General features: G+C 52.1%; 15 protein-coding genes. 8 read left to right on the top strand and 7 right to left on the bottom strand.

The genetic code is table 11. The annotated features are described in order from the left end of the window. Positions 1 to 61: 61 nt before the first annotated feature. The 3 genes from RHJ80_RS05370 to RHJ80_RS05360 all read left to right on the top strand — a co-directional run bounded on the left by RHJ80_RS05370 (position 62) and on the right by RHJ80_RS05360 (position 3,186). On the top strand, positions 62 to 1,735 hold the full coding sequence (locus RHJ80_RS05370; protein ID WP_310801615.1) for a mechanosensitive ion channel family protein: 1,674 nt from the start codon (positions 62 to 64) through the stop codon (positions 1,733 to 1,735). A gap of 34 nt (positions 1,736 to 1,769) precedes the next feature. Beyond that, positions 1,770 to 2,279, top strand: coding sequence for a hypothetical protein (locus RHJ80_RS05365; RefSeq protein ID WP_310801614.1), 510 nt, complete (start codon positions 1,770 to 1,772; stop codon positions 2,277 to 2,279). A gap of 538 nt (positions 2,280 to 2,817) precedes the next feature. Next, a complete protein-coding gene (locus RHJ80_RS05360) occupies positions 2,818 to 3,186 on the top strand; it encodes a YccF domain-containing protein (RefSeq protein WP_310744200.1) in 369 nt (122 codons plus the stop codon). A 180-nt stretch (positions 3,187 to 3,366) separates the two neighbouring features. On the opposite strand, the gene psaX is transcribed toward RHJ80_RS05360, so the two are convergent. Then, positions 3,367 to 3,477 carry a photosystem I protein PsaX gene (psaX, locus tag RHJ80_RS05355; protein ID WP_081711791.1) on the bottom strand — a complete coding sequence of 37 codons (111 nt, stop codon included), beginning with the start codon at positions 3,475 to 3,477 and terminating at the stop codon, positions 3,367 to 3,369. Between the two features lie 214 nt (positions 3,478 to 3,691). On the opposite strand from psaX, the gene trxA reads away from it, so the two are divergent. The 3 genes from trxA to RHJ80_RS05340 are packed head-to-tail and all read left to right on the top strand — an operon-like array spanning position 3,692 to position 6,006. After that, entirely contained in the window at positions 3,692 to 4,015 is a 324-nt protein-coding gene (trxA, locus tag RHJ80_RS05350) for a thioredoxin (protein WP_310801613.1), read from the top strand. A gap of 21 nt (positions 4,016 to 4,036) precedes the next feature. Next, positions 4,037 to 4,258 (top strand): sulfur carrier protein ThiS, encoded by a 222-nt coding sequence (thiS, locus tag RHJ80_RS05345; RefSeq protein WP_302679041.1) that lies wholly within the window; start codon positions 4,037 to 4,039, stop codon positions 4,256 to 4,258. Then, complete coding sequence (locus RHJ80_RS05340) at positions 4,258 to 6,006, top strand: ABC transporter substrate-binding protein (RefSeq protein ID WP_315863349.1); 1,749 nt, start codon at positions 4,258 to 4,260, stop codon at positions 6,004 to 6,006. Before thiS ends, RHJ80_RS05340 begins: the two co-directional genes overlap by 1 nt. Here the strand turns inward: RHJ80_RS05340 and mazG are convergent. Next, positions 6,003 to 7,124 carry a nucleoside triphosphate pyrophosphohydrolase gene (mazG, locus tag RHJ80_RS05335; RefSeq protein WP_310742773.1) on the bottom strand — a complete coding sequence of 374 codons (1,122 nt, stop codon included), beginning with the start codon at positions 7,122 to 7,124 and terminating at the stop codon, positions 6,003 to 6,005. The genes RHJ80_RS05340 and mazG overlap by 4 nt on opposite strands. Before the next feature lie 139 nt (positions 7,125 to 7,263). Here mazG and hslO point away from each other — a divergent pair, with 139 nt between their 5' ends. Beyond that, the gene (gene hslO, locus RHJ80_RS05330) at positions 7,264 to 8,163 is read left to right on the top strand and encodes an Hsp33 family molecular chaperone HslO (RefSeq protein WP_206201392.1); all 900 of its coding nucleotides are present in this window, start codon (positions 7,264 to 7,266) and stop codon (positions 8,161 to 8,163) included. Between the two features lie 26 nt (positions 8,164 to 8,189). Further along, positions 8,190 to 9,563, top strand: coding sequence for a 1-acyl-sn-glycerol-3-phosphate acyltransferase (locus RHJ80_RS05325; RefSeq protein ID WP_310801612.1), 1,374 nt, complete (start codon positions 8,190 to 8,192; stop codon positions 9,561 to 9,563). Between the two features lie 6 nt (positions 9,564 to 9,569). On the opposite strand, the gene RHJ80_RS05320 is transcribed toward RHJ80_RS05325, so the two are convergent. The 5 genes from RHJ80_RS05320 to RHJ80_RS05300 form a co-directional block, all read right to left on the bottom strand. Continuing rightward, a complete protein-coding gene (locus tag RHJ80_RS05320; protein ID WP_286649818.1) occupies positions 9,570 to 10,256 on the bottom strand; it encodes a 1-acyl-sn-glycerol-3-phosphate acyltransferase in 687 nt (228 codons plus the stop codon). Between the two features lie 122 nt (positions 10,257 to 10,378). Further along, entirely contained in the window at positions 10,379 to 10,945 is a 567-nt protein-coding gene (locus tag RHJ80_RS05315) for a DUF2808 domain-containing protein (RefSeq protein ID WP_206201389.1), read from the bottom strand. A gap of 150 nt (positions 10,946 to 11,095) precedes the next feature. Then, entirely contained in the window at positions 11,096 to 11,377 is a 282-nt protein-coding gene (locus tag RHJ80_RS05310; protein WP_310801611.1) for a hypothetical protein, read from the bottom strand. A gap of 65 nt (positions 11,378 to 11,442) precedes the next feature. Beyond that, positions 11,443 to 12,228, bottom strand: coding sequence for an HAD family hydrolase (locus tag RHJ80_RS05305; protein WP_310744918.1), 786 nt, complete (start codon positions 12,226 to 12,228; stop codon positions 11,443 to 11,445). Positions 12,229 to 12,263: 35 nt separating this feature from the next. Further along, entirely contained in the window at positions 12,264 to 12,962 is a 699-nt protein-coding gene (locus tag RHJ80_RS05300) for an FxLYD domain-containing protein (protein WP_310744917.1), read from the bottom strand. Positions 12,963 to 12,974 lie beyond the last annotated feature (12 nt).

Here is a 12,974-nt window from a genome sequence, read left to right as displayed (position 1 = left end):
CAGCGGCAGGCAAGGATTTCACCCAAAAATGGAGAATGAACTGCCTGCATCCCCGCCATCTATGACAAAGCCACGCTTTTGGACACGCTTTTTCCTGTGCCTATTGTTCACTTTTTTACTGGTGGTGGGGCAGGCACAGTGGCCTTTAATGGCGCAAGATGCCCAAGTACCCCCAGCGGCGGCTGAGATTCAGGAATACCCAGTGATCCTCGATGGCGAAGTTTTGTTTGAGGTGCGTGAAGGCATTGGCTCCTTTACCCCCGAGGAACGGGCGGCAGCGATTCAACGCCGTATCCTGCAAGTGGCAGAGGATGAAGATATTCCCGTTGAGAGCATTACCATCAAAAGAGTGGGCGATCGCGACAATGTCAGCGTGGTTCAAGACAACCGCCCGCTCGTCACCATTACAAAAGCCGATGTGGGCGATCGCCTAGAAACGCAAGAAGAAATAGCGATTGAACTCGCCCAGCGCATTCGTGAGGCCATTACCCGTTATCGCCAAGATCGCGTTCCCCAAAACCTGCTCAAAAATACTGTTTTTGCAGTTTTAACAACGATTCTCACCCTGATCCTCTGTTCAGTGATTATTCGCATCTCCGGTAAGATTTTCCCGCCGGTAAGCCGCTGGGGTGGCGAGCGGATTCCCCCTTTACGCCTGCAAAATTTTGAGATTATTTCTCAGGAAACGGTTGAGCTTTGGCTATTGCGGATATTGCAGTTTACGCGGTTGGCGCTGCTGCTATTTATCCTCTATCTGTACCTGACGTTTGTTTTCAATCTCTTTCCTTGGACACGCGCCTTTGGCAAGAATTTTCTCAATCACTTCTTGGGTTCCCTTGAATTTATTCTCACGAGTATTGGCAACTATCTGCCTAATCTGGTGGCGATCGCCGTCATTGTGGCTATCACCTACTACATCTTGAAAGGGGTGCGGGCGATTTTTTATGCCCTTGAAACCGAGCGTTTGGTCATTCCGGGCTTCTACACCGATTGGGCAAAACCCACCTACAACCTGCTGCAAATTTTAATTATTGCTTTGGCGGCAGTCGTTGTCTTTCCCTACTTACCCGGCTTTGACTCCCCAGCCTTCCGAGGTATTTCTGTGTTTTTGGGGATTCTCTTTTCCTTGGGTTCCACCTCGGCGATCGCCAACGTGGTGGGTGGCGTCATTCTCATCTATACTCGCTCCTTTCAGGTGGGCGACCTCATTCAAATCGGCGATGTTAAGGGGATTGTGGTACAAAAAACGCTCCTTGTCACCCGTATTTGTGCCTTCAATAATCAAGTGATTACAGTTCCCAACTCGTCACTGCTCAACAGCACAGTCATCAATTACGCTGTAGCCATTCGGGAAATGGGTCAGCCCTTGATTTTGCAAACCACGATTACCCTTGGCTATGATGTCCCTTGGCGCGACGTTTATGCAGCCATGATTGAGGCGGGTCGCCGCACTACAAACATCCTCGATGATCCTGCCCCCTTTGTGTTGCAAACTGCCCTCAATGACTACCACATCGCCTATGAGCTGAATGTTTACACCCGTAACTGGAAGGGGCTGCGCTATACCATTTCTGAATTGCATCAAAACCTCCAAGACGCCTGCAACGAAGCGGGTATCGAAATCATGTCACCAAGCTACTTGGCACTGCGGGATGGCAACACCAGCACGATTCCCAGCAACTACTTAGGGGATGACTATCTCCCCCCCGGCTTCCGCATTACGCTACCGAAATAGCCCAAGTCATTGAATCCGTTAACAAACTCTAAATATGAAGGTTAAGGGTATGAATTTTTTCAGTTTTAGTCTCAATCTTTTAGTGATTAGTGCAGGTGTAGTATTAGTTTTAGTTGCTGGGAGTATTTTATTAGATATCATAAAAAACAACTTGCCTTCTGAAAGAAATCTATTTCTGATTTTAGCAATTCGCGAATCAGATCGTAAATTTATTGAGAATATTAGTAAATCTCTAGATAAGCAAAGTTGTAACCTTCTCCTTCGGAAAATGAAATATATCTATAACTGTTCTAACCAAGATTGCGATATAATTTGGACAAATAAAAAAATAATAAATGAAAAAGACTGTAGGGAAACAGATTTCTTTTTAGTCAAAATCAAGCTAGATCCTAGTGTTTCCTCGATTGATTTCAGAAATAAAGCAAAAAGCTTGATTGATTTAGAAGAAGCACTTTCTCAGTTAGTTGGTAATGCAACGGTAGAAGAGATTTCAAAAGCAGTTGATCCTGAAATCATTGATCGGTACTTTACTAAGGTAGGGTAACATCATACAATTTCCGCTCACAGTCACTTTTGACGTTACTCCAGACATTCTGAATGGGCTTTTTAGTGGTGAGTTGCTACGCACAGGAGGAGTGATCCGTGAGGCTGCAATGGGTCAAATTGTCAAACACTTGAGTCACAACTATTACTGAAGCAAGGTTCCCTAGCAGTGGTTCAAGAAGCGCACGCTCTTCTTCAGGAGCAGATACCTCAGTGTCGAGAAATCGTTCAGCAGTGGTGCTTAGCGCTGCTTCCTACAGAGCGACCTCAACTCTACAGTGCCTATGCCTACCAAGCACCACAGTTCCAAAAGGAAATTCCAGCCGAGAGGGTGCAGCGACTCCTGCGCCTTTCCCCCCAAGATAATGCACTTAACCCCAACAGCGCTACAATCGTGAACGGGATGTGAGAGTTGAGTTTGCGATGACCTATTTTGGACAACTGCCACCGTCATGGTTCCAGACTCAGATTGCCTATGCAGAATTCCTCGACTGGCTACTTGCTAGGCTAGGCTTAGGTAATGTTTGGAGCAGCGGATCATGAGTCTTCTGGGCAATATCATTTGGCTAATCTTTGGCGGCTTCCTGACGGGCATTGGCTATATGCTGGGCGGTGTGACGCTGTGCCTGACGATCATTGGCATTCCCTTTGGGATTAAAGCGATTCAACTGGGTTGGAGTGCTCTATTGCCCTTTGGAAAGCAAATTGTTGAAGCGCCCGATGCCAACAGCACCCTAACGATGATCTTTAATATCCTGTGGCTTTTGGTTGTGGGCTGGGGCATTGCCCTCAATCACCTCTTTTGGGGGTTGCTCTTGGCGGTGACGATTATTGGCCTGCCCTTTGCGCAGCAGCATTTCAAGCTGATGATTTTAGGATTACTGCCCTTTGGCCGTGAGTTGAGGTGATTACCAGTAATGGGGGGCTAGGGTGCCCCCTCGATGCTTACGCAAGCTTCAATTGCTGCAACGCAGACTGAAGCGGAAACAGATTGGGTCAGCCAACTGGAAGAAGATTCAACAGAAAGTGGCGAAGCTGCATGAACAGATTGCCCGCCCCCGCAGGGACTTTCACTAGCGGGATGAGCGTCACTTGAGGATGCCAAAGTAGTAGGCGGCAACCAAGAAGTTAATGGCCAACAGCAGCACAGCCCAAAAGGTACGGAAAGCGTAGGTGGGTTTTGCAGATTTTGTTGCCATAGTTGACATCCTCTGGATAGGAAACGGCAACTCTATTATACGCCGATAGTCTCCTGTATGCCGAGGGCGACGTGATATACTGCAAATCAAACCTAGCCACGAGCTAGACTGCCTAGGGTCTGGAAAATCAAAAAATAATCCGAAGCCCAAGGGCAGCCTAAAGGTTGCTAGAGTATATTTTTAAGGCTGCTGATTCGTTATAAGGGTTCTGTTTATGTCCAGTGCATTGTCCGTTACAGATGCCACCTTTGAAGAAGAAGTATTAAATAGCGATATTCCTGTACTGGTAGACTTTTGGGCACCTTGGTGTGGACCCTGCCGCATGGTAGCACCCGTTGTTGATGAAATTGCCAATGAGTACCAGGGCAGAGTCAAGGTTGTCAAGGTGAACACTGACGAAAACTCTAAGGTGGCCACCGACTACGGTATTCGCAGCATCCCGACGCTGATGATTTTCAAGGGCGGCCAAAAGGTGGATATTTTGGTGGGTGCAGTACCCAAAACCAAAATTGAAGCGACCCTTGAGCAGTTCCTGTAGGTCGAATTTGCCCCTACTGTTATGGTTCCTGTTGAGCCAGCGATCGTCATCCATGTCAATGGCACTCCTCACACCCTGAGGCGATCGCTCTCGATTCCAGAACTCTGTGACTTGCTCAATATTCACCCCCGCCTTGTTGCCATTGAATACAATGGTGAGATTTTACATCGGCAGTTTTGGGAAACCACCTATGTGCAGGCGGGCGATCGCTTGGAAATTGTCACGATTGTCGGTGGCGGCTGATGCGCGGGTGGCGATGGCCTCTAATTGCGCTACTGGTTTGTCTATGCACCCTCAGCCTCGGAAGCTGTGCTGGCCTAATTACGCCGCGTGGCAACCAATTGGTGACCGCCGTCACCTCAGACCCAAAAACCTTTAACTATGCCCTGAGCCAAGAGTCCCCCAATGTCTTTAGCTACCTTTATACAGGGTTAATTCAAGAAAATGGCCTCACGGGTGAGCTGGAGCCAGCCCTCGCTGAATCTTGGCAAATTAAGCCTGAAACCCTCGAGATTGTCTTTCAACTCAAGCCGAATCTGAAATGGTCGGATGGGATGCCCCTCACCAGTGAGGATGTGGTCTTCACCTACAATGAGATCTATTTCAATCCTGAGATTCCCACCAGTAGCCGCGATATTCTCCGTATTGGCCAGAAGGGGCTGCTGCCCGAAGTGACCGCCCAAGGCGATCGCCAAGTGACGTTTAAGCTCCCTGAACCCTTTGCGCCGTTTTTACGCAATACTGGCTTGCCGATTTTACCCGCCCATCTGCTGCGGCAAGCGGTACGAGAACGGGATAGCCAAGGGCGGTTGAAGTTTTTGTCCATGTGGGGCACAGATACTGATCCGCGGCAGATTGTGGGGAATGGCCCTTTTGTCATGGATCGCTATGTGAATAGCCAGCGGTTGATTTTTCGGCGCAATCCCTTCTACTGGCGATCGCCCCTGCCCCATCTGGAACGCTTTATTTGGCAAATTGTGGAATCCACCGACACCGCCATGCTGCAATTTCGCTCGGGCGGTCTGGATCTATTTGCCGTTACCCCTGAGATGTTTGCTCTTTTGAAACGCGAGGAAAAGCGCGGCCAGTTTCGCATCTACAACAGTGGGCCGAGTCCCAATACCCTTTTCCTTTCCTTTAATCTCAATCGCGGTCGCCGCAATGGCAAGCCCCTTGTGGATCCCGTGAAGTCCGAGTGGTTTAACGATGTGCGGTTCCGTCAGGCAGTGGCCTATGCCCTCGATCGCCAGCGGATGATTAACAACATCTACCAAGGCCTAGGGGCGCCCCAACACTCAACGATTCCCGTACAAAGCCCCTTTTACTTCTCCCCAGAGCAGGGACTGCCCACCTACCGTTACGATGTGGCCAAAGCCAAGGCATTACTGCAAGAGGCAGGCTTCCGCTACGACAATCAAGGTCGCCTCTTTGACGCTCAAGGGAACCGCGTCCGCTTTTCACTGATTACCAATGCGGGCAACAAAATCCGTGAGGCGATAGCGACACAAATTCAGCAGGACTTGGGGGCGATCGGCATGCAGGTGGATCTGCAATTTTTGGCCTTTGGCACCCTCGTGGATCGTCTCTCCAATTCCCTAGAGTGGGAAGCCCATATCCTCGGTTTTACGGGGGGTGGCAATGAACCCAATAGCGGTGCCAATATCTGGCGCGTGGATGGCCTTTTGCATACGTTCAATCAGCAACCGGCACCCAACCAACCGCCGATCACGGGTCGAGTGGTGGCCGACTGGGAGCAGCGCATTAGTGATCTCTATGTGCAGGGAGCACAGGAACTCAATTTAGAACGCCGCAAGCAAATCTACGCTGAAGCCCAGCGGCTGGCTCAGGAATATCTCCCCTTTATCTACTTGGTGAATCCCCTCTCCCTCACGGCTTTTCGCAATCATGTGGTGGGCGCGAATCCCACGGCGCTGGGGGGTGCCCTGTGGAATCTCGATGAACTGAAAGTGGAAATGGCAGCCATGGATTAGGCCTCTTCGGGTTTGGTCTCCGGTGGCACTTCGGTTCGGTTGTCTGCGGCTAACTGTACCTTGGCCTGTTGCCATAGGGCTTCCAGTTCTTCTAGGGTGTAAGTTTCAAGGGGGCGATCGATGGCCGCCTCAATACACTCCAAGCGTTGGATAAAGCGTTGGTAGGTTTGTTGCAGGGCATTCACAGGATCTAGTTGGCACCAGCGGGCAAGGTTAATCACACTAAAGAGCAGGTCTCCCAATTCCGCAGCCTGTTGCTCGGCATTCCCTTGCAAAAGGGCCTCCTGAAACTCCGCCAGCTCCTCGTAAAATTTCTCCCATGCACCGCTAATGGTTGGCCAATCTAGGCCAGCGCGACTGGCTCGCTCACCAATTTTCATACCCGCCATCAGGGGGGGCAGGGTACGGGCATAGCGTTGCAGCTTTTGACTCAGGGGGAGGCGGTCTTCAGTCCCTTTTTCAGCCGCTTTGATTTGCTCCCATTGATCGCGCACCTCTTGCGCAGTGGTGAGTGCCACTTCACCAAAGACATGGGGATGGCGGCGGATCAGCTTATTGGTAATCCCTTGAATAACTTGGGCGAGGGTAAATTGATCGGCTTCTTGAGCCAGTTGACTCTGGAGCACGACTTGCAGCAACAGGTCTCCCAATTCTTCGGCGATCGCTCCGGTGTCTCCCTCTTGAAGGGCATGGACAACTTCATAGGCCTCCTCAAGAACGTAGGGAATGAGGGTGGTGGGTGTTTGCTGCAAATCCCAAGGGCAGCCTCGCTCAGGATGGCGCAGTTCTCGAACCACGTCAATCAAGCGTTGAAACTGAATCAGTGCCTCTGGTAGGGGGGGTGGCACATACAGTTGTAGCGGGCAGGTGGCCTCTGTTAGTTCTGCCAATTCGCCAAGGGTGAGGAGTGTGCTCTGGTGTTGGGCGTCAATGAGTGTCAAGGGTGTCTCTAAAGGCCAGTGGTGGCGGAGGTGGTGTGCTAAGCGGTGGGCGATCGCCAGCGTCGGAATCTCCGTAATCAGACCCCCTTCAGGCAATTCTGTTGCTTCTGCCAAGACAGTTGCCGCCGACAAAACAGTTAAGGACATGGCCATAGGCGCAATCACTGGACGCTGCATCACGATTGTTTGCCTATCATCGCCAATTTCCTGATGTTCTTGCTAGGGGTCTCCCAAATGTTGCCCGTCAGGTGGCTGCCCTTGGGGTCAATTGAAAGGAGATAAACTAAGTGTAACGAAACATTTCTTTAGGCTAATCATGGCAGATTTTCTGTTGCGAGCAACGGCTGCGGCTGAAGGCATCCGTGCCGTGGGCGTCATTACCACTCAACTCACCGATGAAGCCCGCCAACGCCACCAACTCTCCTACGTTGCCACGGCTGCTTTGGGACGAACCATGGCCGCTGGCTTAATTCTCGCCTCTAGTTTCAAACAGCCCCAAGCACGGGTGAATGTGCGCATTCAAGGCAATGGCCCCCTAGGAACGGTTTTCGCGGATGCGGGTGCCGATGGCACGGTTCGCGGCTATGTGCAGTATCCCAGTGTTGAACTGCCCCCCAATGCCAAGGGCAAACTGGACGTGGGTGCGGCAGTGGGGCGTCAGGGGTATCTCTACGTCATCCACGATCTTGGCTACGGCTATCCCTATTCCAGTACGGTGGAGCTTGTCTCCGGGGAAATTGCCGAAGATGTCACCTACTACCTCGCCACTTCAGAGCAAACCCCCTCAGCCCTGATGTTAGGCGTTTTTGTTGAAGAGGCCGGGGTGACTGCCGCCGGTGGGTTGATGTTACAGGTGCTACCCAAAGCTGCCAATGATGAACACCTGATCGCCACCCTTGAAGAACGGGTGGCCAATCTCAAGGGCTTTACACCCCTGCTACAGGCGGGGCGGACACTGCCAGATATCTTTCAGGAACTCCTTGGGGATATGGACTTGCAACTCTTGCCCCAACGGCAAATGGTGCGCTTCCACTGTGGCTGTTCCCATGAACGGATGCTAGCGGCACTCAAGCTCCTAGGGGAGGCAGAATTAAAGGATATTCTAGCCACAGAGGCGAAGGCGGAAGCCACCTGTCAGTTCTGTAATGCTGTCTATTGGGCGGATCAGCCGATGTTGGAACAGTTGATTGCGGAGTTGGCCACTGCCTCAGTCTAAACCCTTGTTTCTGAGGAGTTTGCGTCATGTCCAGTGTGGTTGCGACTGCCCAACCCCCGTTGCATTTTCTCCCCCAGCGATTTAGCTATCCAGTTTGGTGGACGGCGGCACGGCTCCTGCCCTTTTACATCCGCTACGGCCTTGGTCTCAATCGGGTGGAAGGGGTGAATGTCGAGACCCTTGCCCGTTATTACGAGCAGTTTCAGCGGGGACAGGTGCGGCTCCTCATTGCCTTTCGCCATCCTTGTACGGATGATCCTTTGGTGATGGGCTATTTGATGTGGCATCTATTGCCGCAAACAGCACGGCGGCTGGGCATTCGCTTGCGTCCTCCCACGAATGGTTATTTTCTCTACGATCGCGGGATTCCCCTCTGGGCAGGGGAGCAAATTGGTTGGCTCTTCTCACGGTTGGGGGGGATTTCCATCATGCGCGGCAAGCTCGATAGCCAAGCCCTGCGATCGGCACGGGAGTTACTCTTGGAGGGACGATTTCCCCTAGCAGCAGCGCCGGAGGGGGCAACGAATGAACACAATGAACTGGTCGCACCTTTAGAGCCGGGCGTGGCACAACTGGGATTTTGGTGTCTGGAAGATTTGACGAAGGCGGGGCGATCGCTCCCTGTGGTCATTCTCCCCGTTGGCATTCAGTACAGCCTCAGTCAGCCCTCTTGGGAACGCATGGCCATGCTGATGGCACAACTGGAGAACCGCCTTGGCTGCCCCACCAATTCTCAGAGTACCGAACCGCAGGATCTCTACCGCCGCCTGCTCAATTTAGCGATGCACCTGTTGGATCGCCTAGAGACCTTTTATGCCACGTCCTACCGCCAAGATTTTCCCGAACTGCCCCCCTTTGACTCCCCCAATGCCGAATTGGCAGCACGGATTCAGCGACTCCTCAACAGTGCCCTTGTAGTGGCAGAGTCCTACTTTGGTCTTAAGGCCAGTGAAGATTTTGTGAGTCGCTGCCGACGGATTGAACAGGCCGCTTGGGAACGGATGTTTCGCGGTGATTTGGCACAACTGTCTGCCGTAGAGCGCTGTTTAGCCGATTGGTTGGCCGAGGAAGCCAATGTGCGATTACGTCATATGCGTCTTGCGGAGCGATTTACCTCGATTACGGGTAGCTATATCCGTGAGAAATTCACGATTGATCGCTTTGCCGATGTGGCACTGATCCTCTGGCGGACGTTTGATTGGTTAGAGGGAAAAAGCCCTAATGTCAATCGCTTGGTGGGTCTGCGCCAAGTGCGCCTCAGTGTTGGCGAACCGCTGAATCTAGAGACCTATTGGCCGCTGTATCGGCGCGATCGCCAAGGGGCACGACAGGCCGTTAAGGAAGTCACTGACCAGATTCGCCAGCAATTTGAAGCGCTAATTGTGCCTACGGATTCTTAGAGGGATTCAAGCCAAACACAGGAGCGATCGCCCCTCTTGAAGCTGCTGCAGTGCCCTCAAAAGATCACTCGTCAGTTCTTGGGCAGCACTTTTGGGGTGGGTAACATCGTAATTGCCCGTACTCAAGGGAGCACCAATGATCACCTTGACCTCGCTTCCCCACTGCGGATAGGGCTGAGCATAATCGAGTAAAATCGGCAGAATCTGGATCGCTTCTTGACAGCGCTGAGCTGCCTGAAGGGCTAAACGCGCCAAGCCCGGCTTTAGGGGATGAATCTGGCGATCGCGAAAGATATTGCCCTCAGGAAAGACCACCAAGGCCTGTCCCTGCCGCAGAAGTTCCACACCTGTCCGCAAGGCACTCACCGAAGGCGCTTGGGTATTGACGGGAAAACCACCACACTGACCAATTACCCAGCCTTGCAGTCCCAGCATTTCATCGTGGGAGACCATGTAGTAGAGGTCGCGTCCACTCACCCGCCGTCCCGTCACATAGGGAATAATGAGCGCATCCCAACGGGAACGATGGGTGGGTGCCAAGATCACGGGCCCCCTTTTGGGTATCTGCTCCTGCCCTTGCACCTCAAGGGTACGAAAATAGCGCCGCAGGACAATATCCCCCACCAGACGGTACATCAGGGGAGTGAGGAGAGGCGAAATGTGGGGGAATGAAGACTTGACAGAATCTAGCATCAGGCGTGAAGAGTGAACCGGCTGTGACACACAAAGACTAGCCTCGGGCGATCGCCCGAATCTGGCTAGGGATGGCGAACCAGTTCGCAAATTGGCAAATTGAGTTCCAGTGAGTTATTGGCTTAGTTATTGGCAATACTCAGAATCCAAGTCCCGATATAACGCATCAGGGGAATATCGCCGGGGGAGCCAATGCGCGCATTGAAGTAGTACATCCCGCCATGATTGGGATTGCGCACATTGTTGAGGATCACTTGCACGGGCGTGCCTGCGGGAATGACCTCTGCGGGTACGATGTCAATGACGCGGTTATCGCGGTCAAGGGACACCTCCGCTAGTTCAATTTTTTGGCCAAGATTACGGCGGAATTGAAAAAAGCGATTCCCGCGATCGCCCCCCACCCGTACCTCGATACCCCTAGGATCAATAATGCCGTTGTAGTAATCGGGATAAGTAATGTTAATGCGATTAATCGCGACTTTTTGTTCACCCAAGCGCAGCCAGTAGCGATCGCCCATAAAGCCGGGCGTACCGTTTTCTAAATGGTACTGGAGTTGCTGCCGTCCACTGGGACCATCTCCCCAAGTGAAGGTAAAACCCTGATTGACTTGGGCTCGCACAAGGGCAGGGGTCACAAGACCAAGACTACACCCCAACAGAATCAGAACCGGTAGGAAACGCTTCACCATAGACAACCCTATTACGACACACCACAGATACCTGACTTTCAGACGGGGAGGATTCGCTCAACGTTCCCCTACGGATCAGTCTGCTTAGTATCCTAACGGCAAAGACTCACCATTGCGAAGAAAAATTAAACTTTGTTGAGAGATTTTCCCTTAGTTGCTGGTTTGCTGCACGAGCTGGGCAAAGAATCCCCCACGACTAGTCACACTGGAGGGAGCATCCTTATCAGCTATTTGCACAGCCACAATTTCTGAGGTGAGGACAGTTAACTTCTTGCCCACTTGGCGATCGCACGTCAGTTCGAGGACAGTCGGGGTGCCACTGGCCATCGCCTGCTGAATTTGCTGATAGACTGCTGTCGCTGCGGCACTTTCCTTGCGTTCAATGCTCACGGGCATGGGGACATGACGCAGAATTAAATCAATCGTGTACATTGCGTTCTTTAATCACTCAGGCTAGGTTCGTATATTCTTCACTGTAAAACGCTGTGGCCAGAAAATCATCGGTGACTCAACGTACTTGTCCACTGTTGGTGGAGCGATCGCAATAGGGGCACATCCACATAGGTGGTCCAGCCCACTTCACCGCGAATCACTTGAAAGGGGTAGTCGGGTTCCCCTAAGCAATCCAAGACAAGCGCTGCATCCCGAAAATCATGATCCTTGGTGTAGTCGGTGATCGTGATAATGGTCGCTAGGCGACTGGCGGTGGCTGCCTGAATCCCATTGGCGGAATCCTCAAAGGCAAGGCACTCTTGGGGCGAGAGGCGCATTCTTTCAAGGGTGTAGAAGTAAATATCGGGCGCAGGTTTCTTGGCGGGCACCACATCCCCAGCGGCAATCACCTCAAACCAACTGACGCCATCAGCAGCAAGGGCATTTTCAAGGAGTGCGGTGACATTGGCAGGGGTGGTTGTGGTGGCGATCGCTAAACGTAATCCTGCTTCACGGGCTTCAGTGAGCAGCCGTTTCACCCCCGGCCGCAGGGGAATCGCCCCTTCTGCCAATAGCTCCGTATAGTAGCGGGTCTTCGCCTTGTGCAGGTCGGCAATCAGGGCATCCAAATTTTGGGGACGTGGCCAATCGGGACGAAAGCGATCAAGGTAATACTTCATGCGCTCCTTACCCCCCGCCACCGCCAGCAGTTGACCATAGAGGGGAATATCCCACTCCCAATCTAGGCCTGCCGCAGCAAAGGCTTTATTGAAGGCAATGCGATGGCCATCCCGCTCAGTGTCCGCCAAGGTGCCATCCACGTCAAAAATCAGGGCTTTGAGGTGAGCCATAGAGGGTTTTTACTCTACCCCTTTTAGGGGAAAACTTAATGGAATGACTGTAATTTTACCAGTCGTGCTCGCACTGCCTGATGATTGCCCACGGGTTCACGGAAGTGCCAAGTTTCCTCAGGGCCAAGGCCATAAACCTGTACCGAAACGGCGCCGACCCGCTGCCCTGCCTTGTCAAAAAGTTCAAAGTCCGCCTGAATCATGCGCAAGTGCTCTTCACTGTAGTTTTTCAGAACGCCCACAATAAACGGTGCACCGCCCTCGATGTGCCACTTAAAATCGGCCATAGTGACGCCTTGTTGCGCAAGGGTACCGCCAATCAAGTGCTGCATGCGTTGCTGTTGCTGCCACTGACCGAGATGATAGCTAAAGATCACTAGTAAACTCACAACCCCAGCGGCGATCGCGACCACCCACGGAGCCGAGGAAGCATACACAGGGGCAGCTAGGGCTGGGTTGGGGGGGCGTAGATCAATGACCTCTTCCCAATCGGGTTTAGGCGAACCTTGAATGCGGCCAATAATTTTAATGCGAGCAATATCGTCGAGGTGAAACTGTCCCAAGCGGGATTTGAGGAGATCCACCAAGGCAGAATAGTGGGCAACGGTGCCGGGGGGCTTATTCAAAACAATGTTTAATTGGTTGCGAAACTGATTGACTTGAACCACAACGGCATGTTCTGAAAGCACATCCTGAAGGATTTCGCGAATTTGCTCAACTTGTAGTAGCCCCATGCCCGAACCCCT

The sequence above is a fragment of the Thermosynechococcus sp. QS41 genome (assembly GCF_031583515.1).
GTDB lineage: Bacteria > Cyanobacteriota > Cyanobacteriia > Thermosynechococcales > Thermosynechococcaceae > Thermosynechococcus.
This window is presented reverse-complemented; position numbering and strand designations above follow the sequence as displayed.